26 protein-coding genes and 1 pseudogene are annotated in these 26,123 nt (G+C 60.5%); 13 read left to right on the top strand and 14 right to left on the bottom strand.

What is annotated here, in order from left to right; all coding sequences use genetic code 11:
* Positions 1-40 precede the first annotated feature (40 nt).
* The 7 genes and pseudogenes from BMH52_RS18145 to BMH52_RS29635 form a co-directional block, all read left to right on the top strand.
* Positions 41-559, top strand: coding sequence for an RNA polymerase sigma factor (locus tag BMH52_RS18145; RefSeq protein ID WP_019817419.1), 519 nt, complete (start codon positions 41-43; stop codon positions 557-559).
* Entirely contained in the window at positions 556-1,524 is a 969-nt protein-coding gene (locus BMH52_RS18140; RefSeq protein ID WP_019817420.1) for a FecR domain-containing protein, read from the top strand. The genes BMH52_RS18145 and BMH52_RS18140 overlap by 4 nt, the downstream gene beginning before the upstream one ends.
* 211 nt (positions 1,525-1,735) lie before the next feature.
* Complete coding sequence (locus BMH52_RS18135; RefSeq protein ID WP_073844569.1) at positions 1,736-4,165, top strand: TonB-dependent siderophore receptor; 2,430 nt, start codon at positions 1,736-1,738, stop codon at positions 4,163-4,165.
* Between the two features lie 62 nt (positions 4,166-4,227).
* The gene (locus BMH52_RS18130; protein WP_032902316.1) at positions 4,228-5,331 is read left to right on the top strand and encodes a PepSY domain-containing protein; all 1,104 of its coding nucleotides are present in this window, start codon (positions 4,228-4,230) and stop codon (positions 5,329-5,331) included.
* The gene (locus tag BMH52_RS18125) at positions 5,328-5,510 is read left to right on the top strand and encodes a hypothetical protein (protein ID WP_014720221.1); all 183 of its coding nucleotides are present in this window, start codon (positions 5,328-5,330) and stop codon (positions 5,508-5,510) included. The genes BMH52_RS18130 and BMH52_RS18125 overlap by 4 nt, the downstream gene beginning before the upstream one ends.
* A 161-nt stretch (positions 5,511-5,671) precedes the next feature.
* The gene (locus tag BMH52_RS18120; RefSeq protein ID WP_073844567.1) at positions 5,672-6,301 is read left to right on the top strand and encodes a glutathione S-transferase; all 630 of its coding nucleotides are present in this window, start codon (positions 5,672-5,674) and stop codon (positions 6,299-6,301) included.
* Between the two features lie 22 nt (positions 6,302-6,323).
* Positions 6,324-6,413, top strand: a pseudogene (locus tag BMH52_RS29635) (outer membrane lipoprotein carrier protein LolA); the annotation flags it as partial.
* A 65-nt stretch (positions 6,414-6,478) separates the two neighbouring features.
* Here the strand turns inward: BMH52_RS29635 and creD are convergent.
* The 4 genes from creD to BMH52_RS18100 are packed head-to-tail and all read right to left on the bottom strand — an operon-like array spanning position 6,479 to position 10,496.
* A complete protein-coding gene (gene creD / locus BMH52_RS18115; protein ID WP_073844565.1) occupies positions 6,479-7,828 on the bottom strand; it encodes a cell envelope integrity protein CreD in 1,350 nt (449 codons plus the stop codon).
* 51 nt (positions 7,829-7,879) lie between these two features.
* Positions 7,880-9,319 carry a two-component system sensor histidine kinase CreC gene (gene creC, locus BMH52_RS18110; RefSeq protein ID WP_038451771.1) on the bottom strand — a complete coding sequence of 480 codons (1,440 nt, stop codon included), beginning with the start codon at positions 9,317-9,319 and terminating at the stop codon, positions 7,880-7,882.
* Positions 9,319-9,987: a two-component system response regulator CreB gene (gene creB, locus BMH52_RS18105; RefSeq protein ID WP_019817425.1), complete on the bottom strand. Its 669-nt coding sequence runs from the start codon at positions 9,985-9,987 to the stop codon at positions 9,319-9,321. Before creB ends, creC begins: the two co-directional genes overlap by 1 nt.
* Before the next feature lie 8 nt (positions 9,988-9,995).
* Positions 9,996-10,496 (bottom strand): ATP-dependent zinc protease, encoded by a 501-nt coding sequence (locus BMH52_RS18100; RefSeq protein WP_073844563.1) that lies wholly within the window; start codon positions 10,494-10,496, stop codon positions 9,996-9,998.
* A gap of 171 nt (positions 10,497-10,667) precedes the next feature.
* On the opposite strand from BMH52_RS18100, the gene BMH52_RS18095 reads away from it, so the two are divergent.
* Entirely contained in the window at positions 10,668-11,564 is an 897-nt protein-coding gene (locus BMH52_RS18095; RefSeq protein ID WP_073844561.1) for an acyltransferase, read from the top strand.
* Positions 11,565-11,597: 33 nt separating this feature from the next.
* Here BMH52_RS18095 and BMH52_RS28915 read toward each other — a convergent pair whose 3' ends face one another.
* The gene (locus BMH52_RS28915; protein WP_133633502.1) at positions 11,598-11,876 is read right to left on the bottom strand and encodes a hypothetical protein; all 279 of its coding nucleotides are present in this window, start codon (positions 11,874-11,876) and stop codon (positions 11,598-11,600) included.
* A 173-nt stretch (positions 11,877-12,049) separates the two neighbouring features.
* Complete coding sequence (locus tag BMH52_RS18090) at positions 12,050-12,622, bottom strand: DUF2780 domain-containing protein (RefSeq protein ID WP_073844559.1); 573 nt, start codon at positions 12,620-12,622, stop codon at positions 12,050-12,052.
* Positions 12,623-12,758: 136 nt separating this feature from the next.
* On the opposite strand from BMH52_RS18090, the gene BMH52_RS18085 reads away from it, so the two are divergent.
* Positions 12,759-13,217 (top strand): anti-sigma factor domain-containing protein, encoded by a 459-nt coding sequence (locus BMH52_RS18085; protein WP_073844557.1) that lies wholly within the window; start codon positions 12,759-12,761, stop codon positions 13,215-13,217.
* Positions 13,218-13,505: 288 nt separating this feature from the next.
* On the top strand, positions 13,506-13,901 hold the full coding sequence (locus BMH52_RS18080) for a DUF3757 domain-containing protein (protein WP_158068760.1): 396 nt from the start codon (positions 13,506-13,508) through the stop codon (positions 13,899-13,901).
* Positions 13,902-14,002: 101 nt separating this feature from the next.
* Here BMH52_RS18080 and fdhA read toward each other — a convergent pair whose 3' ends face one another.
* From fdhA to BMH52_RS18040, 8 genes are all read right to left on the bottom strand, one after another.
* Entirely contained in the window at positions 14,003-15,202 is a 1,200-nt protein-coding gene (fdhA, locus tag BMH52_RS18075) for a formaldehyde dehydrogenase, glutathione-independent (protein ID WP_014720230.1), read from the bottom strand.
* Positions 15,203-15,385: 183 nt separating this feature from the next.
* The gene (purU, locus tag BMH52_RS18070) at positions 15,386-16,243 is read right to left on the bottom strand and encodes a formyltetrahydrofolate deformylase (protein ID WP_014720231.1); all 858 of its coding nucleotides are present in this window, start codon (positions 16,241-16,243) and stop codon (positions 15,386-15,388) included.
* 10 nt (positions 16,244-16,253) lie between these two features.
* Positions 16,254-16,886: a sarcosine oxidase subunit gamma gene (locus BMH52_RS18065; RefSeq protein ID WP_003194852.1), complete on the bottom strand. Its 633-nt coding sequence runs from the start codon at positions 16,884-16,886 to the stop codon at positions 16,254-16,256.
* A 136-nt stretch (positions 16,887-17,022) separates the two neighbouring features.
* The gene (locus BMH52_RS18060; protein WP_072435410.1) at positions 17,023-20,040 is read right to left on the bottom strand and encodes a sarcosine oxidase subunit alpha; all 3,018 of its coding nucleotides are present in this window, start codon (positions 20,038-20,040) and stop codon (positions 17,023-17,025) included.
* A complete protein-coding gene (locus BMH52_RS18055; protein WP_003194855.1) occupies positions 20,037-20,339 on the bottom strand; it encodes a sarcosine oxidase subunit delta in 303 nt (100 codons plus the stop codon). The genes BMH52_RS18060 and BMH52_RS18055 overlap by 4 nt, the downstream gene beginning before the upstream one ends.
* 15 nt (positions 20,340-20,354) lie before the next feature.
* Positions 20,355-21,605 (bottom strand): sarcosine oxidase subunit beta, encoded by a 1,251-nt coding sequence (locus BMH52_RS18050; RefSeq protein WP_003176546.1) that lies wholly within the window; start codon positions 21,603-21,605, stop codon positions 20,355-20,357.
* A gap of 22 nt (positions 21,606-21,627) precedes the next feature.
* Positions 21,628-22,881: a serine hydroxymethyltransferase gene (gene glyA / locus BMH52_RS18045; RefSeq protein WP_003194857.1), complete on the bottom strand. Its 1,254-nt coding sequence runs from the start codon at positions 22,879-22,881 to the stop codon at positions 21,628-21,630.
* A 236-nt stretch (positions 22,882-23,117) separates the two neighbouring features.
* Complete coding sequence (locus tag BMH52_RS18040) at positions 23,118-23,846, bottom strand: TraX family protein (RefSeq protein ID WP_038451785.1); 729 nt, start codon at positions 23,844-23,846, stop codon at positions 23,118-23,120.
* A gap of 90 nt (positions 23,847-23,936) precedes the next feature.
* Between BMH52_RS18040 and BMH52_RS18035 the strand changes: the two genes are divergently transcribed.
* From BMH52_RS18035 to BMH52_RS18025, 3 genes are all read left to right on the top strand, one after another.
* Positions 23,937-24,977: a low specificity L-threonine aldolase gene (locus BMH52_RS18035; RefSeq protein ID WP_073844553.1), complete on the top strand. Its 1,041-nt coding sequence runs from the start codon at positions 23,937-23,939 to the stop codon at positions 24,975-24,977.
* A gap of 193 nt (positions 24,978-25,170) precedes the next feature.
* The gene (locus BMH52_RS18030; protein ID WP_014720236.1) at positions 25,171-25,371 is read left to right on the top strand and encodes a hypothetical protein; all 201 of its coding nucleotides are present in this window, start codon (positions 25,171-25,173) and stop codon (positions 25,369-25,371) included.
* A 131-nt stretch (positions 25,372-25,502) separates the two neighbouring features.
* Positions 25,503-26,036, top strand: a complete 534-nt coding sequence (locus BMH52_RS18025) for a transposase (protein ID WP_072435407.1) — start codon at positions 25,503-25,505, stop codon at positions 26,034-26,036.
* The last annotated feature ends 87 nt before the right edge of the window (positions 26,037-26,123 follow it).

Raw genomic sequence — 26,123 nt, 5'->3', positions numbered from 1 at the left:
ATTCTCGTTAGTTTAAACCTCTTGTTTATTCGGTGATGCCTTGTCGTCGGTCCAGACCCCACGCAGTGAGCTTGTTGGTGCGTTATATCGCGACCACCGTGGCTGGCTGTTGGCTTGGCTGCGACGCAACGTGGGGTGCCCAAGCCGCGCCGAAGACCTGAGCCAGGACACCTTCATGCGCCTGCTGGGCCGTGACGAGTTGCGCGAGCCCCGCGAACCGCGGGCGTTCCTGGTGGCCATCGCCAAGGGTTTGCTGTTCGACTATTTCCGACGTGCGGCCCTGGAACAGGCCTACCTCACCGAATTGATGCTGATCCCGGAAAGCGAACAGCCTTCGCCGGAAGCCCAGCAACTGATCCTCGAAGACCTCAAGGCCATCGACCGCCTGCTCGGCAAACTGTCGAGCAAGGCCCGCGCCGCGTTCCTCTATAACCGCCTCGACGGCCTGGGCCATGCCGAAATCGCCCAGCGCCTGGGCGTGTCGGTGCCCCGCGTGCGCCAATACCTGGCCCAGGGCATTCGCCAGTGCTACATCGCACTGTATGGCGAGCCGTCGTGACCGCGATCGGCTCCAAACCGGTGTCGTCGCGCGTGCTGGATGCCGCGATTGCCTGGCAACTGTCCCTCGACTCGGGCGACGGCAGCGCGGTGGAACAGGAAGAGTTCAGCAAGTGGCTGGCCAGTGATGAGGAACACGCCCGCGCCTGGCGCCAGTTGGGCATGCTCGACCAGCGTTTCAGCGTGGCCTCGGGCCCGGCTCGGGCGGCGCTGCTGCAGTCGCGCCACGGCATTCGCCAGCGCGTGCGCAAACTGGGCCGGGGCCTGGCCAGTATCGTGCTGGTGTGCGGCCTGGCGCTGTTTGCCGGTGAGCGTTACGTGCCTATTCACTATTGGCTGGCCGACCAGCGCACGGCCACCGGTGAACAGCGCACGCTGAAGCTGGCGGACGGCACGCGGATCAACCTCAACACCCACAGCGCCATTGATGTGCGCTTCGACGAAACACGCCGCTTGATCGTGTTGCAGGCAGGCGAGATTCTCGTCGAAACCGGCCACGACGATTCACGCCCTTTCTACGTGCAAACCCGCGACGGCAGCCTGCGGGCGCTGGGTACTCGGTTTATCGTCAAGCGCGAAGACGACGCTACGCGCCTGAGTGTGTTGCAGTCAGCCGTGGCCGCCCAGCCCGAGGCGTTGCACCACGAACAGGTGTTCAAGGCGGGCCAGCAGGTGCTGATGCGCAGCGACGGCCTTGGCCCGTTGCTGGCCGTCACCCCGGCCACCGATGCCTGGACGCGCGGCATGCTGGTAGTGGACAACGCTCGGCTGGGGGATGTGATCGAGGAATTGGCGCGCTATCGCACCGGCTACCTGGGGGTGGATAACAACGTGGCCGACCTGCGCATCACCGGCAGTTTCCCGCTGCATGACACCACGTTGGCATTGAATGCGCTGTTGCCGACTTTGCCGGTGCAGATCGAGCAGCACACGACGTGGTGGGTGACCGTCAAGGGTAAGCCTTAGGCTTGATCGTTCCCACGCTCCGCGTGGTAATGCAGCCCGGACGCTCTGCGTCCCAGGCCGTGACGCAGAGCGTCACACGAGGCGTTCCCACGCGGAGCTTGGGAACGATCACAGCACACCGCAAAAAATATTTTCACTCATCCCTATCACTTTTCGATTCTCGCTCGGCACCTAGGCAATTGAGAAATATTTCCATTCAGGAGCCGCCCTTATGTCCCGCACGCTAGACACCTTGTTGCGCCCCAGCCTGTTAGCCATGGCGATCGCCCTCAGCGCCCCGCTCGCCAGCACCCCGCTGATCGCCGCCGAACAAGCCTCCAGCGTGCGCGCCTATAACCTGCCCGCTGCGCCCCTGGCCACCACCCTGAACCAGATCGCCAGCCAGGCCGGCCTGGCGCTGACCCTCAACCCCGCACTCGCCGCCGGCAAGACCTCGGCACCGGTCAAAGGCCAGTTCGATGCGCAGGGCGCGTTGCGGGAAGCCTTGCGGGGGACGGGGTTGCAGTTGGAGCAGAGCAGTGCGGGCACTTACACCCTGATGCCGGTCCCGGAGGGCGTCGTTGCCTTGCCGACCACCAACATCACCGGCCAAGGCAGCTATGAAAGCGCTTGGGGGCCGGTGGAGGGATATGTTGCAAAGCGCACCGCCGCCGGCACCAAAACCGATACTGCGCTGGTCGAGGCACCACGCTCGATCTCGGTAGCCACCCGCGAGCAAATGCAGGACCGTAACGTGCAGAACCTCGACGATGCGGTCAAATACATGCCCGGTATTGTGTCTGCCAGCTACGGCAGCGACACCCGTTACGACTGGATGCGCGTACGCGGCTTCGAGCCGACGCAATTCCTCGATGGCCTGCCACTGCCCCGTGGCGTGTACGCCAACCCAAAAGCCGAAACCTGGAACCTCGACCGCCTCGCCCTGCTGCGCGGTCCGGCCTCGTCAGTCTATGGCCAGACCCCTCCGGGCGGCCTGCTGGATATGGTCAGCCGCCGCCCCAGCGCTGAATCGAGCCACGCCATCCAGATGCAATACGGCAGTGACAACTACCGCCAGATCAATTTCGAAAGCACTGGCAAGATCGATGATGAGGGCCAGTTTCTCTACAGCGTTGGCGGCGTGGTACGCGATGCCGGTACCCAGGTCGATCACATCGACAACAAGCGGTACAACATCGCACCGAGCTTGACCTGGAATATCGACACCGATACCAAGCTGACCTTGCTGTCACAGTTCACCCGTGACGATACCGGCACCACCAGCCAGTTCCTGCCGATCCAGGGCACCAAAATCAAATCACCGCTAGGCGAGGTTTCCCACCACAAGAACCTCGGCGACCCGGACTACGACTTCTACGACCGCACCTACTACGCCTTGGGCTACGCGTTCGAGCACCGCTTCAACGATACCTGGCAATTCAAGCAGAACTTGCGCTACACCAAATCCGAATTGGCGTTCCAGCAACTGACGGTAGGCTCGTTTGCCTTCTCCCCCGCCGATGCCAATGGCGACATCAGCCGCTCTTCGACCAATGTGGACGAGGACATCAGCCAGTTCGCGGTGGACAACAACTTCCAGGCTGACTTCGCCACTGGCGACATCTCCCACACCGTGCTGCTGGGCCTGGATCATCAACGCACCGACACCTCGTACCTGGCGATTTTCGGCGACGGTGGCACCACGAACATCTTTAACCCGGTCTATGGCCAGCCGATCGTGCGCCCGGCGCGCTCTACCGCGTTCTACGATTACAACCAGAAAACCGTGCAGACCGGCCTTTACGTGCAGGACCAGATGGCCCTGGACAACTGGCGCCTGACTCTTGGTGGTCGTGAAGACTGGGTGCACCAGGGCACCACCTACTTCAACAAGAACGACGCGACCAATACCGACCGCAGCAAGAATTTCAGTGGCAACGCGGCGCTGAGCTATGTGTTCGACTCGGGCTTTGTCCCCTACCTCTCGTACGCCGAGTCGTTCCAGCCCGCGAGCAACGCCAGCGTCGACCCCCTCCAGTCGTTCAAGCCGACGGAAGGCAAGCAGTGGGAGTTGGGGATCAAATACCAGCCACCCGGCTCCAACACCCTGCTGAGTGCGGCGGTCTACGACCTGACCCAGAAGAACGTGCAAGTCACCAGCTTCCAGTCCGGTGGCGCCTCCATGACCGACCAGACCGGAGAAGTAAAGGTCAAGGGACTGGAGCTGGAAGCCGTGTCTGATGTGACCGAAAACGTCAAGGTCATCGCGGCCTACACCCTGGCCAAGTCCGAAGTGCAAAAAGGTCAGTACAAAGGCAATCGCCTGCAACTGATGCCTAACCAGCAAGCGTCGTTGTGGACCGACTACACCTGGCACACCGGCGCCCTCGACGGTTTCGGTATCGGCTTCGGCGCACGCTACACCGGCAATACCTATGGCGACCAAGCCAATACCTGGGCCGGCAAGGCCGACGCCTACACCGTGTTCGACGGCGCGGTGCATTACGACCTCGGTCGCCTGGACAACAGCCTCAAGGGCGCGTCGGTGAAAGTGAACGCGACCAACCTGTTCAACAAAGACTACATTTCCACCTGCGATGGCTCCTATTGCTACTTCGGCGACCAACGCAGCGTAGTCGCCAGCGCCACCTACCAGTGGTAATCAGCTGAGCTAACCACCAGGCCGCCCAACAGGGCGGCTTTGGTGCATCTGAAGGCTAGACAATGAAAAGCAAAACCATCCGCCGCTGGTCCTTCATCCACACCTGGACCAGCCTGATCTGCACCGTATTCCTGCTGCTGCTCGCCCTCACCGGCCTGCCGTTGGTGTTTCACCACGAGATCGACCACCTGCTGGGCAATGAACCCGAACTGGCGCAGATGCCTGCCGATACGCCCCGGCTCAACCTTGAGCAGCTTGTGGCTAAAGCCCAGGCCCATCGCCCCGGCGACGCCATGCAGTACCTTGCCTGGGACGAAGACGACAAGAACGGTGTGATCGCGATCATGGCCGCCACAGCCGGTACCGAGCCGAATTCGTCGCACACCTTCATGCTCGACGCCCGCACTGGCCAAGCAGTGGAAACCCCCGCAGCCAATGGCGGGCTGACCCTGTTCCTGCTGCGCCTGCATGTGGATATGTTTGCCGGGTTGCCGGGCAAGTTGTTGCTGGCGTTCATGGGCCTTCTGTTTGTGCTGGCGATTATCTCGGGCACGGTGTTGTACCTGCCGTTCATGCGTCGCTTGAAGTTCGCCACGGTGCGCCAGGACAAGTCCACTCGCCTGCGCTGGCTCGACCTGCACAACCTGATCGGCGTGGTCACTTTGACCTGGGCGTTGGTGGTGGGGGTAACCGGCGTGATCAGCGCCTGCGCCGACCTGATCATCGCCGCCTGGCGCCAGGACAGCCTCAGCGCCATGATCGAACCTTACAAGAACGCCCCGCCGCTGACCCAACGCGCGCCCGCCACCGAGTTGTTGAGCATTGCCGCCAAGGCCGCTCCGGGTATGGAGCCAGACTTTATCGCCTTCCCCGGCACGCGTTTTTCCAGCGAACATCACTACGCCGTGTTCATGAAGGGCAGCACCCACCTGACCTCCCATTTGCTGACCCCGGTCCTGATCGACGCCAGCACCCTGGCCGTCACCGCCATCGCCGAACGGCCGTGGTACATGGATGCCATGGGCATGTCCCAACCCCTGCATTTCGGTGATTACGGCGGCATGCCAATGAAGGTCCTGTGGGCGGTGCTGGATGTGCTGACCATCATCGTGCTGGTGAGCGGCATTTACTTATGGATCGTACGGCGCAAGGCGGCCAAGGTATGAAGCCGCGGCAGTCGAATGTCTGGAAGGTCTTTGCCATCCCGCTGGGGATCGGCCTGCTCAGTGCCGCCGGGTTGTTTGCGGCGTTGCTGGGCGATGGGTGGTGGGATTCGTTGAGTTGGATCGGGCTCGGGATACCGGCAATGATGGGGGTATGGGGGTTGGTTAAGCGGCGCGCCTGAGGTCGCTATCGCAGGCAGGCCAGCTCCCACATTTTGACCTGTGAACACAGTCCAATGTGGGAGCTGGCTTGCCTGCGATGAGGCCCGCAAAAACAACGCGGCCCCTCGCCAGGCACCGCACAACCCTCTAGGCTAGCCACACTTCACCTCGAGGAATGCCCATGTCCGCCCCCAGCATGACCTTGTTCCACAACCCCGCTTCGCCCTTCGTGCGTAAAGTGCGCGTGCTGCTGATCGAGACCGGCCAGCAGGATCGTGTGGCCCTGCACGCGTGCCTGCCCACTCCGGTCAACCCGGATGCCGAAGTGCTGCAAGGCAACCCCGTGGGCAAGATCCCGGCCCTGCGCCTGGCCGACGGCTCGGTATTGCACGACAGCCGGGTGATTCTCGATTACCTCGACCACCAGCATGTCGGCAACCCGCTGATCCCCCGCGACGGCTCGGCCCGCTGGCGGCGCCTGACCCTGGCCTCGATGGCTGACGGCATCATGGATGCCGCCGTGCTGGTACGTTACGAGAGCGCCATGCGCCCGCCAGAAAAACACTGGGCTCCCTGGCTGGATGAACAGCGCAACAAGATCCGCCGCGCCCTCGCCGAGCTGGAGCGGGACGCCATTGCCGAACTGGCCAGCCACTTCGACGTCGCCGCCATCAGCGTGGCCTGTGCCCTGGGCTATATCGACTTTCGCCACCCGGATATTCAGTGGCGCTCGGACACTCCCAAGCTCGCCGCCTGGTACGCCGAAGTCAGCCAGCGGGCTTCGATGCAGCAGACCCAACCCCCGGTTTGACCAGCCCCCTGTAGGAGCGAGCTTGCTCGCGAAAATCGTCAACGATAACGCAGGTCATCTGGTTAAACGCGGGGTCCTTGCGTTCTTCGCGAGCAAGCTCGCTCCTACAGTGAAAGGCGGTGTGATTGAGGAAGTTGACCATCCTCGCTTTCATCAACTGATCTTCGCGCAGTCCGATCATTGCCCTTGCTCCGCCTTGCGTTTACCCACCCCGTACCAATCCAGCTTGCGTGTCAGCACCATCACTGTGCCCAACAGGCCAAACAGCAGCAGCGAGCCCATCAACAGTGCGTAATCCTCGGCACTGAGCAAGCCGTACAGCAAGCCATACAACGCCGCCAACCCTGCCGAAAACCCCAGGCCGTGGGCGACGCTGCGCAGCACATGGCATACGTAGAAGCCGATCAACACCACACAGGCGCTGGCGGATATCAGATAGGCCAGGGCAAAGCCCAGATGCTCGGACAACGACAACAGCAGCAGGTAGAAGAACGCCAGCGCGACGCCCACCAGGGCGTACTGGATCGGGTGCACCGCCAGACTCTTGAGCACTTCGAACAGAAAGAAACCAGCGAAGGTCAGCGCGATAAACAACAACGCATATTTGATCGCCCGGTCGCTCTTGAGGTACTGGTCTACCGGGTCGATGAAGTTCACACCAAAGCTGCGGTTGCTGAAGTCCTCACAGCCTTGCCCGTCCAGGCAGTTCTGCAGGGCTTGTTCCAGGTTGGTGGAGAAGAAGGACGTCTGCCAGTTGGCGCTGAAGCCTTGGTCGGTAACTTCACGCTGAGCCGGCAGGAAGTTGCCGATAAAACTCGGGTGCGGCCAGTTGGACGCCAGTGATACCTGGCTGGTCTTGCCCACGGGCACCACTTGCAGTTGTTCGGTGCCTTGCAGGCGCAGGTCGAAGGCGAAGTCCAGCACGGCCGCTTTCCTGCCGTCTTGCGCAGGCAACGTCACATGCACGCCCTCACCCAGCCAGTCCACTTGCGAACCCGGCGAGAACTCCAGGCGCTGATCGCCCAGTTCCAGCTTCAACGCGTTTTCAATACCACGAATATCGCTGATCCCCACCGCCAGAAACGCTGGTTCAAAGCGGTAGTCGGCAAAGTCTTCGGTGATCCCCAACTGCGCCGGCAACTCGAAACGCCCGCTGATACGGTTGTCGGCATGGAACAGCCGCGCCTGGTAAATGCCGCGCGCACGCAGTTCGGTTTGCACTTTGCCGTCGAGCTCAAAACGGTCCGGCAGGAAATACAGACGGCCGCGTTCTTCACGGGTTTCTTCGTAGCGCTTGTTGAGCTTCTCATTGAGTTTCCACTCGCGCACCGTCTTGCGAAACGGCACCACCATCACCGGCCCGGTGAGGCGCTGGGCAAAGCTTGAGCTGCGGGCAATGTCCATCAGTACGCCGTCGCGCAGTTGCTGACGGTCGCTGATGATGCCGTTGATCATCAACAATGGAATCAGCAACAGCAGGATCAGCAGCGCAATCGCGCCCAATTTGAAAAGCAGGTTGCGGTTCATGGGTCTCTCCCTGTTTTGATGGGGAGAGTCTGCCCAGTCGGTATGGGGGATTTATGTGGGCAATGTGGAGACTGTGTGGAGATGCAGCACCGCTTGCACGCCGCCCGGTACGTTGCCGATCTGCAACGAGCCGCCGTGCAGCTTCATCACCTCCTCGACAAAGTTGAGCCCCAGGCCCGTACTTTTGCGCCCGCTGGCCGGGCGCGGCAGCGAGTAGAAACGCTCGCTCAGGCGCGGCAAGGCGTAGTCGGGAATCGCCTGCGCCTGGTTGAACAGGCTGACCTGCACCTCGTGATGCCGCACCAGCGCGCTGAACCTCAGCGTGCCGCCGGGTGGGGTGAAATCCAGAGCGTTGTCGAGCAGGTTGCCCAGGGCCTGGCGCAGCAGGAAAGGTTCGCCAAATACCCGCACATCGGGAGCGATGGCCTGCTCGACGTGCAAGCCGGCGCCTTCGACCCGCGCACATTGAGCCTTCAACACATCCTCAACCAGGGCTGCCAAAGAAATGCTCGACTGCTCTTCCAGACCTTGGCGCTGTTCCACCTGGGCCAGGTTCAACAGGCGCTCGATCAGCTGTTGCAGGCGCGCACTTTCGCTGTCGATATTGCCGACAAACCGCTGCTGCTGCTCACGGCTCATGTCGCCCTGCAACAGCTCCGCCGCACCTCGAATCGCCGCCAGCGGGCTCTTCAATTCATGGGTCAGCGTATGCACGTAGCGCTCTACGTAAGCCTTGCCTTCCAGCTGCGTGCGCATGTGTTCCACGGCGGTGGATAACTGCTTGAGCTCGCCGCCGCGATAATGCGGCAACTCGGCGCGGCGGCCCTCGCTCACGGCTTCGGCATAGGCGGTAAGGCGTCTGAGGGCCGCCGTCAGCCACCACGACAATAGCGCGCCCAGCAGCAGCCCGAGGGTGACCAGCCCGGCGCCGTACCACAGCAGGCGCCGCTCGGTGCGATCCACGTAGGGTTGCAACGAGCTGTTGGGCTTGGCTACGGTGACCACGCCGATGATCTGCCCGTTGTCACGAATCGGCGCCCCCACGTGCATCACCGATGAGGTGGGGTCGTCTGCGTCGCTGCGGGTGGAGCGCGCACCGTATTCGCCGCGCAGGGTCAGGTACACGTCGTTCCATTTCGAATAGTCCTGGCCGACTGCTTCACCGCTGGAGTCGAGCAATACCCTGCCTGTGGCGTCGGTCACGTAGATGCGATGGTTGACCTGGTTTTTCGGCAGGCCCCAGATCGTCGCTCCCGGCTGGCGACTGCCATAAGCCTTGAGCAATTCGGGCCAATGGCTCTGGCCGAGGGTGCCGTTTTTAACGTCTGCACGCAGGATTTCAGCCAGCAGGTTGGCGGTGTCCACTAATGTTTCTTCGGTGGACTGGCGCACGCCGGGGCGGATTTCCTTCATCACGGTGTTGAGCACGAAGTAGCCGGTCAGGCCGATAAACAGCGCATACACCAGGAAAATCCGCAGCCCAAGACGCATCAGCTGTGGCTCGGGCTGTAGCTATAGCCGAGGCCACGATGGGTCTGGATCGGCTCGGCATCCGCCGCCACGCTCCTGAGCTTGCTGCGCAGGCTCTTGATATGGCTATCGATATTGCGCTCATAACCGGCATCAAAGGGTACGCCCACCGCATCCAGCAGTTGTTCGCGGCTGAACACGCGCTCGGGTTGGTCCAGCAGACTTTGCAGCAGGCGGAACTCATGCCGCGTGAGGCTCAAGGGTTGGCCGCGATAGAGAATCTGCATGCGTTCCAGATCCACTTGGAACAGGGTTGGCGCCACACCCGGGCCGACCCGCTTGAGAATCGCCCTGACCCGCGCCGCCACTTCCCGCGGGCTGAAAGGCTTGACCACATAATCGTCGGCACCGATCTCCAACCCCACCACCCGGTCGATCTCCGCATCCCGCGCACTGAGGAACATCACCGGCACTTCACTGAAGCGGCGCAATTGCTTGCAGGTTTCAAAGCCGGTGATGTCCGGCAGGCCGATGTCGAGAATGATCAGGTCAGCCGGGGTCTGGCGCTGATGCTCCAGCGCCGCCTGGCCGAGCGTCAGCCAGGTGGTGGTGAAGCCCTCGCCTTGCAGGGCAAAGATCAGCGTGTCGGCTATCGCCGCTTCGTCTTCGACAATCAGGATGTGCGGCATGGGTTCGATCAGCAGTCCGGTTTGTCCGCAGTGTAGCGACGTGCCGGGTTTACCGCAGCGCCAAATTCACGCAGGGCCTTGGCGCCGATCAGCAGCGGGTAGTTGAAGCTGCTGCGGTCGGTGAGGTTGACCTCGACGGTGCGCTTGACGTCGCCCAGGCACATCTCCAGATCGATCACCGGGCGCTTGGCCACGCTGGCTTCGTCCTTGTCATCGTCTTCGTCGGCGCGGCTCTTGATCTTGCTGACGCGTGATACCTTGTGCTCGTAGACCTTGTTGCCAGCGTCCTTGCCGCCGAGGCGGAAGCGCACCCAGTCGTCGCCATCACGGGTGAAGGTTTCGATGTCACGGGCCGACAGCGAGGCGGTCAGCGCGCCGGTGTCCATCTTGGCCTTGAAGGTTTCGCCGATCTCCGGCAACTGGATGTATTCGTAGCGACCGTAGAGCGTGGGCTCGGCCGCCATGACAGGGACGGCAACCAGAGCGAACGCAGCAAGGAGTAATTTCACGGCAGGATTTCCTCGAAAGAAGTGGGCGGAGTCTAGACCGCAAACACGGCACTTAGTTGGCTGAGCGAGCATATCGCGCACAGTGTGAAACATTCGTGCGGCATTTTGCGATTTGGCCTCTAGACTCACCTTGCTTATCATGGCCCGCCCACAGAATTCCAAAAGTTGCTTATGCGCCGCCTGCTCACCGGCTGTCTGGTTACACTGCTGCTGTTACTCAACACGCTGATCCTGATCGGCCCCTTGATGGTCTTCGCCCTGCTCAAGCTGGTGGCGCCAGGGCGCTCGCGTGACTATGCCTCATGGGCGGTGATGTGGATCGCCGAAACCTGGGCCGAGATCGACAAGCTGATCTTCGCCGCGTGCATCCCCACCCAATGGGATATTCGCGGTGGCGAAGACCTGCGCGGCGATACCTCTTACCTGGTGATCAGCAACCACCAATCCTGGGTCGATATTCCCGCGCTGATCCAGGCATTGAACCGGCGCACGCCGTTCTTCAAGTTCTTCCTGAAAAAAGAACTGATCTGGGTGCCCTTCCTCGGCCTGGCCTGGTGGGCGCTGGATTACCCGTTCATGAAGCGCTACACCAAGGCATTCCTGGCCAAGCACCCGGAGCTGGCGGGGCAGGATCTGAAAATCACCAAAGAGGCCTGCGAGCTGTTCAAGCGTCAGCCGGTGACGGTGGTCAATTACCTGGAAGGCACGCGGTTCAGCGAGGCCAAGCGTGCGCAGCAAAGTTCACCCTTTACTCGACTACTCAAGCCCAAGGCAGGCGGCGTGGCGTTTGTGCTGGCAGCAATGGGTGAACAGCTGGACGCGGTACTCGACGTGACCGTGGCCTACCCACAACAAAAGATTCCAGGGTTCTGGGACCTGATCAGCGGCGCGGTGCCGAAGGTGATCGTGGATATCCGCACCCGCGAGCTGGACCCGGCGTTGTGGCAAGGGGATTACGAGAACGATCCGGCGTTTCGCCAGACCCTCCAGAACTGGGTCAACCAGCTCTGGAGGGAAAAGGACCGTCGAATTCACGAACTGCTGGAAAACAGTGGGGAGCAACGATGACCGCCTGGCCCCGCAAGATGCTACGAAACCTGACTATAGACAGCGGAAAGCGTGCTTTCGGGCAAGGCCGTTGAACAGAGCTGTCGCTGACCAAGCATTATCAATTCCACCCAGCACAATAGAACGAAGCCCAGGCGACAGATCTTCGACATTTTTTTTGAAGCGACTCGCCGATGCTGTGTAGCTGTCAGAGTGAATCCCCATCTCTTCCAGGCGCGAGCGCAACGCTTGATCATCAGCGCCACTGCGTGAAAGAGGAGGCGGACTGAAATAGTTTTTGATGTCTGGAGTTTGTGTCCCGTTGATATTCAAAACGCCACCACTCATAGGTCATTAATGAAACCTTCCAAGGTCGTCGTAAACGAGACCTTGGAAGGTACCTTTATTGTGGTGTCTTGCTTCTTACGGTTCCCTACAACCTTGTGATATTTACCGGTATGACATTTCAGTCTTGCTCGTTATAAAAACGACCTTTGCGCAGGTAACTAGCTACCGGTTCCCCAGGCTTGAGCCAATTTGCCCAATACGGAGCTGCTGGCGCCCTCGCCGCCGAGGTATTTCAGGATTACCGGGGCAAACTGGCCGATCATGCCGCTGTCCATGCCCAAGGCGCTGAAGGCGGTGTTCAAGTCATTGGTGCTTTTCACATTGCCCAATAGGCCGTCCAGGCCGCTGGTCCTGCTGCCGCCGGTTTGGCCGAGCATCCCGCTCAGGGCACCGAGGCTGCCCAATGCGTTATTACCTGACAACTTGTCGAGACCCGGCACAGTGCTGCTCAACTGCGAGAAGTCGTTGCCGCTGAGTTTGTTCTTGGCCAGGCCCAGCATGGCGCCCGTGCCGCCCACTGCTTGCTCGGGGGTGATGTTCAGTTGCGAGGTCAAGGCCGTCAGCAGGTCGGCCGTCTCCGAGGTGGGCGCGGCGGCGGCAGCCTTGTTGTTGCCACCCTGCATGCCGGAAATGGCGTTGGCTGCATCGCCAAGGCTGAAACCTGCTGCGAACACCGGGCCAGCGGCCACGGTCAACAGGCAGGACAGGGCAAAACCGCGTGAAATCTTCATCGAAACAACCTCTGGGTATAGGGGTAAAAGCAGGCGTTGGACTGGGTAACCCGTCGGTTGTTCCGGAGCCCCTCAGGAACCCATCGAGGATAAGCGGGTCCATGAACTGACTATAGAATTTGTCGAGAAGAGACTTATGACTGCGATCCAACCCCCAGTGATTGAGCACAAGCCTGCGTTCTGGAGCCGCCCTCGCCTGTTCATCGGCGCCTGCGTGGTGGTGGTTGCCGGTATCGGCGGCGCGCTCTACACCCAGGACAGCGTCAAATCCGCGGCGACATTGGTGACCACGACCCAACAGCCGGCCGCACAGATCATGGCCCACAAGGACTACCTGGAAGTAGAACCGATTGCCTCCACGGCACCAGCACCGGACCAGAGCCTTGAACTCTGGGCGATTCCCAAAGACGGCACACCGGTGTCCCTTGGACTGTTGCCGGAGGATGGCAAAGGCATCATCGGCCTGAACCCACGCCAACAGGAAACCATCAGCAAGCCGGTGGAATTGATGGTGAGCTCGGAAACCAAAGGTGGTTCAGTGAGTAAACAGCCAACCGGCCCGACCATTTACCAGGGTGCACTGGCTATTCGCTGATCTCCCAAACATCATAAAACTCTTGTGGGAGGGGGCTTGCTCCCGATAACGGCAGTTCAGTCACAACTTTACTGACTGAGCTACCTATATCGTGAGCAAGCCCCCTCCCACATTTGTTTTTCAGTGCCAGAGGCGGTCACATAGACTCTTAAATTCCATTCGAAATAAAATTTAACTTTTTTATAAAAAATCACTCTACCGAACTGTCAATTCTGACAGTAGGCGCTATTGATAGGGCATCCTAAGATCCAGACTCCACTCGCAACTGATACCAGAAGGATTTGAATGATGAAAATCGCATTGACAGTGGGCGCTTTCACACTGCTTGCACTGATGGGGAATGCCTACGCAGGCACGGCAACTTGCCCACCCATCTCGACCATCAAGCAAACAGCAATGGAGGGCGGTGGGTACTCTTACAAGGCGCCTGGCCCCAACGGTCTCACCTGGGAAGGTGAGAACCCGCAAGCAAAACCCAACTACTTGGATGACTCCAAGTTCACTGACGCCAAGTACAAAGACGAAACCAAAGCGGTCATCTGCAGCTATGAGGGAGAGGGTGATGCCGGTGTCAGGGTGACGTTGAAACCCGTCAACGACTGGGCCGCGGCATCGGGCACTCAATGGGATGGCGTCTTCTGCAAAAGTACGGACATTTCCAAATGTTCGTTCACTTACAAATAATGGACTGTTTCACTTAGCAGGATGCGCGCCCACGGGTTTGAGCATTATTTGCAAAGGGAGAAGGGCGACCCAGGGTCGCCCTTTTTCATTTGCCCAACGCTTTACGCCGCACTGAACAACTTATGCGGATCAATCACAAACTTCTTCGGCACACCCGCATCGAACTCGCCATACCCGCGTGGCGCATCATCCAGGCTGATCACCTGCACACCGACGATTTCGGCGATGTTGATACGGTCCCACATGATCGCCTGCATCAGTTGACGGTTGTACTTCATCACGGGCGTCTGCCCGGTATGGAAGCTGTGGGATTTGGCCCAGCCCAGACCAAAGCGGATGCTCAGGCTGCCCATTTTCGCGGCGGCATCGACCGCACCTGGATCTTCAGTCACGTACAGACCTGGGATACCGATCTTGCCCGCCACGCGCACCACGCCCATCAGCGAGTTGAGCACCGTGGCAGGGGCTTCGGCCTTGACGCCGTCGTGGCCGTGGCCGCGTGCTTCAAAGCCCACGCAGTCCACGGCGCAGTCCACCTCCGGCTCGCCGAGCAACGCGGCGATCTGTTCGTGCAGCGGGGTGTCAGTGGACAGGTCGACCACTTCAAAACCCTGGGCCTTGGCGTGGGCCAGACGGATCGAGTTGACGTCGCCGATGATCACCACCGCTGCACCCAGCAAGCGAGCGGAAGCGGCAGCCGCCAGACCCACCGGGCCGGCACCGGCGATATAGACAGTGCTGCCTGGGCCGACGCCGGCAGTAACAGCGCCGTGGTAGCCGGTGGGCAGGATGTCGGAGAGGCAGGTCAGGTCACGGATTTTCTCCATGGCCTTGTCGCGATCCGGCAGTTTCAGCAGGTTGAAGTCGGCGTACGGCACCAGCACGTACTCGGCCTGGCCACCGGTCCAGTCGCCCATGTCGACGTAGCCATAGGCACCACCGGCACGGGCCGGGTTGACGGTCAGGCACACGCCGGTGTGTTGTTCCTTGCACGAGCGGCAGCGCCCGCAAGCAACGTTGAACGGCACGGAGACCAGGTCACCGATTTTCAGGTTCTCTACGTCGCTGCCCTTCTCGATCACTTCACCGGTGATTTCATGCCCCAGCACCAGGCCGGTCTGGGCCGTGGTGCGGCCGCGCACCATGTGTTGGTCGGAGCCGCAGATGTTGGTGGAGACCACGCGCAGGATGACGCCGTGCTCAATCTTCCTGCCGCGCGGGTCCTGCATTTTGGGATAGTCGATTTTCTGTACTTCGACCTTGCCGTTGCCGAGATACACGACACCACGATTACCAGACATGCTTTCACCTCGCTGTTGTTTTTATGGAACTGCGTTGCCCTTGGGGCAGCGCGTTAAGTGCTCGGGTACAGATGCTGTTTCTTGTGTTGCTTGTAAGGGCCTCATCGCAGGCAAGCCAGTTCCCACCGTGGATCGGGTTCACACATCCAGGAATGTGGGAGCTGGCTTGCCTGCGACAGCGATCTAGAGAACGACGGTGCGATTGGCATTCAGGAACACCCGCCGCTCGATGTGATACCCCACCGCCCGCGCCAATGTGAGCCCTTCGATATCCCGCCCCTTGGCAATCAAATCTTCGGGATAGTGGCTGTGATCTACCACCTCCACGCCTTGGGCGATGATCGGCCCTTCATCCAGATCGTTGTTGATGTAATGCGCCGTTGCGCCCACCAATTTCACGCCCTTGTTGTACGCCTGGTGATAGGGCTTGGCGCCCTTGAAGCCCGGCAGCAACGAGTGGTGAATGTTGATGGCCTTGCCGTCCAGCTTGCGGCACAGCTCTGGTGACAGCACTTGCATGTAGCGCGCAAGGATGACCAATTCGGCGCCGGTGTCTTCAATCACCTGCCACACCTGACGTTCCTGGGACGGTTTATCGTTGGGGTCCAGTGGGAAATGGTAGTAGGGAATCTGGTGCCAGTCGGCCAACGGTTTGAGATCAGGGTGGTTGGACACCACCGCGACCACGTCCATCGACAATTGGCCGATGCGCTGGCGGTACAGCAGGTCGTTCAGGCAGTGATCGGCCTTGGAGACCATGATCACCACTTTGGGCCGGTAGTTCGGCGCCGTCAGTTCGAAGATCATGCCAAACGCTTCACCACGGGTCGCCAGACCTGCGCGAAAGGCTTGCTCGTCGAAACCGTCGGGCTGGCGGAACTCCACACGAATGAAAAACCGGCCAGAAAGGCGGTCATCGAACGAATGGTGCTCGGTGACGTAACAGCCCTGCTCGAACAGGTAGCGGGTGACCGCGTCCACCGTGCCGAGCACGCTGGGGCAGTCGGCGGTCAAAATCCATGTATCGGGTGCGCGGCTCATGGGCGATTCCTCAGGCTTGAACGCTCAAACCGAATTCGGCCGAGGCATCCTGCAACCACAACCACCAGTAATCCGAGAAGCTGCGGCGGATCAGCAGTTCCCAGGTGTCTTCAGCCGTATGACGGATCACCAGTTGCGACTTGGCGAACACCGTACCCACGGCTTTGCCAACCGGAAAGTTGTTGGGGTGTACGTCGTAGCTGGTGGACTTCATCAGCACATCGCGCACGTTAGGGCCGCTCAGTTCAAGAATCTGCTGGCCGCCGCTGACGTTGACGATCTGGATATGCAGGTCGCCCAGGGCGGCACGCAGGTTCTGTTCGGCGGCGAATTCTTCACCGCTCGGCACGATCAACAGCCACTCGTCCGGGCCGAGCCACTGAAGGCTGGTTTCACCTTTGAAGACCACACTCAACGGGCCGGGCAGCTCAATGCCGACGGCCTTGTGTACGCCAGCGGCGAAGGCGGCGTCGTGGCCATCGCCACGGATAGTCAGATGGCCGAGGAGTTTCTTTTCACGCACGGTCACGCCGGCATTCTTGCGGCCCTTGCCGACCAGGCTGGCGAGGTCGGCATGGTGCAGCGACGACTCGGCCTTGGCGCCGGTGGTGGGGCGTTGTTGGTAAACATTGGCTGCTGTCATAAAGCACCTGTTCTGAATTCTGTTGATCGTTCCCACGCTCTGCGTGGGAATGCCGCCATGGACGCTCTGCGTCCGCCCTTGGGGCGCAGAGCGCCCCGGAATGCATTCCCACGCAGAGCGTGGGAACGATCAGGTGTCAGACGTTCTGCCGATCACCTTTGGGGTCAAAGAACACCGAAGACACAATCTCGGCTTCGATCACGCTGCCATCCGCTTGCGGCGAGAACACTCGCTCACCGATGCGCTTCAAGCCGCCCTTCACCACACCCATGGCAAACGAATAGCCCAGGGAGTTATGCGCATAACTTGAGGTAACGTGACCCACCATCTTCATCGGAATCGTCTGCTTCGGATCGAACACCAACTGCGCGCCTTCCGGCAGCCACACATTCGGATCAATCGGTTTGAGCCCCACCAACTGCTTGCGCTCTTCACGCACGCAGTCTTCACGGTTCATCCCGCGCCAGCCGATCCACGAGAACGGCTTGGTCCGGCCAACGCACCAGCCCATGTTCAGGTCGTCCGGGGTCATCGAGCCGTCGGTGTCTTGCCCGACGATGATGAAGCCCTTCTCGGCGCGCAGTACGTGCATGGTCTCGGTGCCGTACGGGGTCAGGTTGTACTGTTTGCCGGCCTCGACGATTTTTTCCAGCACGCCCATGGCGTAGTCGGCCTGCACGTTGACCTCATACGACAACTCACCGGTAAACGAGATACGGAACACCCGTGCCGGCACGCCACCCACCAGGCCTTCCTTCCAGGTCATGAACGGGAAACCGTCCTTGTCCAGGTCGATATCGGTGATTTCACTGAGCAGCTTGCGGCTGTTGGGGCCCGACAGGGTCATGGTTGCCCAATGGTCGGTGACCGAGGTGAAGTACACCTTGAGGTCTGGCCATTCGGTCTGTTGGTAGATTTCCAGCCACTGCAATACGCGGGCGGCGCCGCCAGTGGTGGTGGTCATCAGGAAGTGGTTGTCGGCCAGACAGGCAGTGACGCCGTCATCGAACACCATGCCGTCTTCCTTGCACATCAGGCCGTAGCGCGCCTTGCCCACGTCGAGCTTGGTCCAGGCGTTGGTGTAGATACGGTTGAGGAACTCGCGGGCATCCGGGCCCTGAATGTCAATCTTGCCGAGGGTGGACGCGTCCAGCAGGCCGACGCTGTCACGCACCGCCAGGCATTCGCGCTTCACCGCGGCGTGCAGGTCTTCACCGTTGCGCGGGAAATACCATGGGCGTTTCCACTGGCCGACGTCCTCAAACTCGGCGCCGTTCTTCACGTGCCAGGCTTGCAGGGCGGTGTAGCGCACCGGCTCGAAGATATGCCCACAGTGACGGCCCGCTACGGCGCCGAACGTCACCGGCGTGTAGTTGGGGCGGAACATGGTGGTGCCCATCTGCGGGATAGTCACGTTCAACGAACGGGCCGCGATGGCCAGGCCGTTGACGTTACCCAGCTTGCCCTGGTCGGTGCCGAAGCCCAGCGCGGTGTAGCGTTTGACGTGTTCCACTGACTCGAAACCTTCGCGGGTCGCGAGTTCGATGGCGGCCGCGGTGACGTCATTCTGAAGGTCGACAAATTGCTTCGGCGCCCGTGCAGTGGCTTTTTCGTGGGGCACCTGGAACAGCGCCAGGGTCGGTTCTTCCAGACGGCTCAAGGCTTTTGGCAGCGTGCCTTCAACCGGGGCAAAACCGGCTTCGCTGGCCGCACGCACGCCGCCTTCAAAGCCATCGGCGAGGGAATCGCCAAGGCCGTAGACACCGTTGATGCCGCCCACGCACACGCGTTTTTGCGGTGCTTCGCCCGGTACAAACCCGAGGATATCTTCACGCCAGGTCGGTTTGCCGCCCAAGTGCGAGGCCAGGTGCACCACCGGGCTGTAACCGCCGGAGCTGGCGACCAGGTCGCAGTCCAGCCACTCGCCGGGGCTGGTGACTTTATGCGCCTTGACGTCGATGGCTGCCACGCGGGCACCGGTCACGTGCTTACTGCCACGGGCCTCGATCACGGCGCTGCCGGTGAGGATGCGAATGCCTTTGGCGCGAGCTTCTTCAACCAGTGCCCCGCGTGGGTTGTGGCGCGCATCGGCCACCGCGACAACGGTGAGGCCCGCATCGAACCAATCCAGCGCAACGCGGTAGGCATGATCGTTGTTGGTCGACAGCAGCAGCTTTTTACCCGGTGCCACGCCGTAGCGACGCACGTAGGTAGACACCGCACCCGCGAGCATATTGCCCGGCACATCGTTGTTGCCGTACACCAGCGGACGCTCGCACGCACCGGTGGCCAGCACCACACGCTTGGCGCGTACGCGGTGAATACGCTGACGCACCACGCCAATCGGCGCACGGTCTCCCAGGTGGTCGGTCAGACGCTCGTGAATGGTCAGAAAGTTGTGGTCGTGGTAACCGTTGACGGTGGCGCGGGGCAGCAGCACCACGTCCGGCAGGGCTTTCAATTCGGCAATGACGCCGGCAACCCATTCAGTGGCGGGCTTGCCGTCGAGGCTTTCGCGGGAATCGAGCAGCGAACCACCGAACTCTTCCTGCTCGTCGGCGATGATCACCCGAGCACCGCTGCGCGCAGCGGCCAGCGCAGCCGCAAGGCCCGCAGGGCCTGCGCCCACGACCAGCACGTCGCAATGACGGTTGAAGTTGTCGTAGGTGTCCGGGTCGTTCTCGGTGGGCGAGCGACCAAGGCCCGCCGCCTTGCGGATGTACTTCTCGTAGGTCATCCAGAACGATTGCGGGTACATGAAGGTTTTGTAGTAGAAACCCGGCGGCATCAGCTTGCCGCCGACCTTGCCGAGAATCCCCATCATGTCGTTGTTCACGCTCGGCCAGCCGTTGGTGCTGGTAGCAACCAAGCCCTGGTACAGCGCCTGTTGGGTGGCGCGCACGTTGGGGATCTGCGTGGCTTCGGTGGCGCCGATCTGCAGCACCGCGTTCGGCTCTTCGGCGCCGGCGGCAAAGATGCCCCGTGGGCGCGAATACTTGAAGCTGCGGCCAATGATGTCGACACCGTTGGCCAGCAGGGCTGCGGCCAGGGTGTCGCCTTCAAAGCCCTTGTAGCTCTGACCGTTGAACGTAAACGTCAGGACTTTATTACGGTCGATGCGGCCACCGTTGGACAGGCGATTGATCTGGCTCATACCTTCTCTCCAGAGGCCTTGGCGGTGAACTGAGGCTTCTCACCGATCTTGTAGGTTTCAAGAATTTCGTAGGTCACAGTGTCGCGGGTGGCGTTGAAATACTGGCGGCAACCGGCGGCATGGATCCACAGTTCGTGGTGCAGGCCGCGCGGGTTATCGCGAAAGAACATGTAGTCGCCCCACTGCTCGTCGGTGCAGGCATTCGGGTCTAGCGGGCGCGGGATGTGCGCTTGGCCGGACGCGTGGAATTCCTCTTCGGAGCGCAGTTCGCCACAGTGAGGACAGAAGATATGCAACATAGGGAATTTCTCCTGTTAGTGGGCGACGGCCGCAGCGCCGTGTTCGTCGATCAACGCACCGTTGTGGAAACGGTCGATGGAAAAAGGTGCGGCCAGTGGGTGCATTTCACCCTTGGCCAGGCTGGCGGCAAACACGTTGCCTGAGCCTGGGGTGGCCTTGAAGCCGCCCGTACCCCAACCGCAGTTGAAGAACATGTTCGGTACCGGGGTCTTGGAGATGATCGGGCAGGCATCCGGCGTGGTGTCGACGATGCCGCCCCACTGGCGGTTCATGCGCACCCGTGACAGCACCGGGAACATCTCGACGATGGCCTGGATGGTGTGCTCGATCACCGGGTACGAACCGCGCTGGCCGTAACCGTTGTAGCCGTCGATACCGGCGCCGATCACCAGGTCGCCCTTGTCGGACTGGCTGATATAACCGTGCACGGCGTTGGACATGATCACGCTGTCGATAATCGGCTTGATCGGCTCCGACACCAGGGCTTGCAGCGGGTGGGATTCGATCGGCAGGCGGAAGCCCGCCAGCGAAGCCATGTGCCCGGAATTACCGGCAGTCACCACACCGACACGCTTGGCGCCGATAAAGCCCTTGTTGGTTTCCACGCCGATGCACACGCCGTTTTCCTTGCGGAACCCGATCACTTCGGTCTGCTGGATCAGGTCCACGCCCAAGGCATCGGCAGCACGGGCAAAGCCCCAGGCCACGGCATCGTGACGGGCCACGCCGCCGCGACGTTGCACGGTGGCGCCGAGCACGGGGTAACGGGTGTTCTTGGAGCAATCCAGATACGGGATTTCGTCGGCTACTTGCTGGGCATTCAGCAGCTCGCCGTCCACACCGTTGAGGCGGTTGGCGCTCACGCGGCGTTCGGAATCACGGATGTCCTGCAGGGTGTGGCACAGGTTGTACACGCCACGCTGGGAGAACATCACGTTGTAGTTCAGGTCCTGGGACAAACCTTCCCAGAGTTTCATGGCGTGTTCGTACAGGTGCGCCGACTCGTCCCACAGGTAGTTGGAACGCACGATGGTGGTGTTGCGCGCGGTGTTACCGCCGCCCAGCCAGCCTTTCTCGACCACCGCCACGTTGGTGATGCCGTGTTCCTTGGCCAGGTAGTAGGCGGTCGCCAGACCATGCCCGCCGCCGCCGACGATCACTACGTCGTAGACCTTTTTCGGGGTCGGCGTGCGCCACATCTTCTGCCAGTTTTCGTGATGGCTGAGGGAGTGCTTGAAGAGGCCGAAGCCTGAGTAGCGTTGCATAGTCATTACTCCAAAACCGCGCTCAGCGATAAACCGGGAAATCAGCGCACAGGGCAGACACGTGCTTGGCCACGTTGGCCTCGACATCGGCGTCGCCGAGGTTGTCGAGGATGTCGCAGATCCAGCCGGCCAGCTCTACGCACTGCGGCACTTTGAAGCCACGAGTGGTCACCGCCGGGGTGCCGATGCGCAGGCCCGAGGTCACGAACGGCGACTGCGGGTCATTCGGCACCGCGTTTTTGTTGACGGTGATGTGGGCGCGACCCAGAGCGGCATCCGCCTCTTTGCCGGTGAGGCCTTGGCGGATCAGGCTGACCAGGAACAGGTGGTTGTCGGTGCCGCCGGAGACCACATCGTAGCCACGCTTGATGAACACTTCGGCCATGGCCTGAGCGTTATCGATCACTTGCTGCTGGTACGCCTTGAAGCCGGGCTCGAGCGCTTCCTTGAAGCACACGGCCTTGCCGGCGATCACGTGCATCAGCGGGCCGCCCTGGGCGCCGGGGAATACCGCAGCGTTGAGTTTCTTTTCGATTTCTTCGTTGGCCTTGGCCAGGATCAGGCCGCCCCGTGGACCGCGCAGGGTTTTGTGGGTGGTGGTGGTGACCACGTCGGCGTAAGGCAGCGGGTTCGGGTACAGGCCAGCGGCAACCAGGCCGGCAACGTGGGCCATGTCGACGAACAGCAGCGCGCCTACCTTGTCGGCGATCTGACGGAAGCGTGGGAAATCCAGGGTCTTGGAGTAGGCCGAGAACCCTGCCACGACCATCTTCGGCTTGTGCTCGACCGCCAGGCGCTCGACTTCGTCGTAGTCGATCAGGCCGGTGTCGGTGTTGATGCCGTACTGCACCGCGTTATACAGCTTGCCCGAGGATGACACTTTGGCGCCGTGGGTCAGGTGACCGCCGTGGGCCAGGCTCATGCCCAGGATGGTGTCGCCGGCATTGATCAGCGCCAGGTACACGGCGCTGTTGGCGGAGGAACCGGAGTGCGGTTGCACGTTGGCGTAATCGGCGCCGAACAGCTGCTTGGCGCGTTCGATGGCAAGGGCTTCGACCTTGTCCACATGTTCGCAGCCGCCGTAGTAGCGCTTGCCCGGGTAGCCTTCGGCGTATTTGTTGGTAAGGCCACTGCCTTGAGCTTCCATCACGCGCTTGCTGGTGTAGTTCTCCGACGCGATCAGCTCGATATGATCTTCCTGGCGCTGCTCCTCGGCATTCATCGCCGCCAGCAGTGCGTCGTCATATCCCTGGATCTGGTCTTGTTTGCTGAACATCGCGTCTCTCCCAGCCTTTCGTATTGTTGAGGCCCTCGCAGGGCCCTTTGATGCGATGGTAGGGCTGGCGCGTGCGGGCCAAATGCCTGCGCACGCCACGCAAAGGTGCGTTTACGACATGGACTCAAGAATGTGCAAACGCTTGTGTGCGAGCTGGCTTGCCTGCGATGGCATCGCTGCGGTGCAACTGGCAGACCAAGGTGTGTGCATCGCAGGCAAGCCAGCTCCCACAGGGGTTAGGCGATGATCAGGCGGATGAGTAGCAGCAGCAAGAAATGCAGTGGATATAAAGCATAGGCCCAACGCCGCATCGCTGGTGGCGAGACATTTTTGGCATGTCGCAACAAGACCAAACCCACCCATGGCGCAATCAGGCATGTTGCCAACCCCAACAGCGCCACCGGTGTGCCGCTATTCAGCAAAATCTGCCATTGGTTGGCGGCAACACAAACCAAGCCTGGAAGCACACTGAAATACCAAGGGCGACTGAACACCAGCAACATCGCCACGGGCAGCAACACACCGAAAAAACCGAACATCAAATGTGTCGCAAACGCCCCCGCGATACTGAGCGCTAACAGCGCTAATCCTCGATCAAAAAGCGCCTTTTGCTGCCAACCTCGGGCAACCAGCAAACCTAACACCAAAGTCGGCAGCACATTCAACGTATCGGCGTCCTCGATAAATAGCCGATATGGCACTTCGCTGATCACGCTGAACAACAGCAACCAACCCAGGTAGCGCCAATGGCCGGTCACTGGGACGTAACGGACACGATGCACATTGGCCGCAATCGCCAGGCAAAACCATGGAAACGCCAGACGCCCCGGCACGTATAGCCCATCCAGGCTCAGCCCCACATAGCGCAGATGATCGAGCACCATACTCAACAGCGCCAGCCACTTGAGCAGATCCAAAGCGCCATCTCGGACAGGTCCGACAGGCAAGGTGTGAGTACCGTGCATAATTCCCCAACGACTTTGCATTTACAGTGCGTGCGTGCCCCCGGCAATCTTGGGTAAAGTGCGCACCAACATCGACCACAGGAACGGGCCATGACCGACAAGAGCCAACAATTTGCCAGCGACAACTATTCCGGCATCTGCCCGGAAGCCTGGGCCGCCATGGAACAAGCCAACCAGGGCCATCAACGCGCCTACGGCGATGATGAATGGACCCACCGCGCCGCCGACGGTTTCCGCAATCTATTCGAGACCGACTGCGAGGTGTTCTTCGCCTTCAACGGTACAGCTGCCAACTCCCTGGCGCTGTCCTCGTTGTGCCAGAGCTACCATAGCGTGATTTGCTCGGAAACCGCCCACGTCGAAACCGACGAATGCGGCGCGCCGGAGTTTTTCTCCAACGGCTCCAAACTGCTGGTTGCCCGTACCGAGAACGGCAAGCTGACCCCGGAGTCGATCCGCGAAATCGCCCTCAAGCGCCAGGATATCCATTATCCCAAGCCGCGCGTCGTGACCCTGACCCAGGCCACCGAAGTCGGCAGCGTGTACACCCCGGAAGAAATCCGCGCCATCAGCGCCACCTGCAAGGAACTGGGACTGAACCTGCACATGGACGGCGCACGCTTCGCCAATGCCTGTGCATTCCTGGGCTGCTCACCGGCCGACCTGACCTGGAAAGCCGGCGTCGACGTGCTTTGCTTTGGTGGTACCAAAAACGGCATGGCGGTAGGTGAAGCCATCCTGTTCTTCAATCACAAACTGGCTGAAGACTTTGACTACCGCTGCAAACAGGCCGGTCAGTTGGCGTCGAAAATGCGCTTCCTTTCTGCGCCATGGGTGGGCCTGCTGGAAAATGACGCGTGGCTCAAGCATGCACGCCACGCCAACCATTGCGCGCAATTGCTCAGCAGCCTGGTGTCGGATATTCCCGGCGTGGAATTGATGTTCCCGGTACAGGCCAACGGCGTGTTCCTGCAACTCTCGGAACCCGCGATTGCAGCGCTGACCGCCAAGGGCTGGCGCTTCTACACCTTCATCGGCAAAGGCGGTGCGCGCTTCATGTGTGCGTGGGATACCGAGGAAGAGCGTGTGAGGGAATTGGCTGCCGATATTCGGAAAGTAATGAACGCTTAACGTACGAATTCGGCCAGTTGGTACTGGCCGATTGCCGAGACTGTTTTCTGATATTTCCGACCGCTACGTAGCTCGCTTTCATTGTCTAGCCTCTTGTTACCCGCAAGGAAAACGCAGCGATAACTGCCGCCTTTCGGGTTTCATCGCCAGCCGAATAATCGGCCGCAAAGGCACATCAATGGAGAGTTTTATCATGGAATATCAAAGTAATGGCAACACACTGCAAAGCGGCGGCGGCACTAGCACCACGGTCATAGACTGGGACGAGTTCAGGAAACACGCCAAGATCGGGGACACCATTCAGGAGCCCTCAAGAACGTTGACCATCTACGACAAAGCCTACGAATTGACAAACTCAGGCCAGCACTTCGTTGTTCATATCTATGCCCAATAACTGTTGACGCCTAAGCGCCGCGTCGCAGATTCATGGCCTGCGACGCGACGCTGAATCATGATCGTTCCCGCGCTCCGCGTGGGAATGCCTCCTCGGACGCTCCGCGTCCACCCGAAATCAAGGATGAACACGTGGGCAGAAGCCGCTATGTCATCACCGAACCCGAAAAACCCCACTTCCTCACCTGCACTGTCATGGAATGGCTCCCCCTCTTCACCTGCAACTACCTGGTGGACCATCTTCTGGATTGCTGGCGATATCAACAAAGCAACCACGCTTTAAACTTGTTTGGTTACGTCATCCTGGAAAATCACTTGCACTTTATTGCTCAAGCGCCAGATCTGGGAAAGTGCGTCAGCCAATTCAAATCCTTCACCGCCCGAACCATCATTGACGACCTGCAAAGCAAAGGCGCGGAGCGGGTATTGCAGCGCCTGCGTTTCTGCAAGCGTGCACACAAGACAGATCGTGTTTATCAACTGTGGCAGGAAGGCTCACATGCGCAATTGGTTTACAGCGAGGCAGTCATGCGCCAGAAGCTTGATTACATCCATCACAACCCCATAAAGCGAGGCTATGTGGACCTGGCTGAACACTGGCGTTACTCCAGCGCGCGCAACTATGCAGGTATGCCAGGCCTGATCGACATCCAACCTTGGCTCTGAAGATCCGCGTGCCCCTTCATTTGCGACGGGACGCGGAGCGTCCTGGGAGGCGTTACCACGCAGAGCGTGGGAACGAGCATGTGCCTG

The sequence above is a fragment of the Pseudomonas sp. BTN1 genome, assembly GCF_001907715.1.
Lineage (GTDB): Bacteria > Pseudomonadota > Gammaproteobacteria > Pseudomonadales > Pseudomonadaceae > Aquipseudomonas > Aquipseudomonas paracarnis.
The sequence above is the reverse complement of the archived record's forward strand: the minus strand, read 5'-3'. Positions and strand labels throughout refer to the sequence as shown.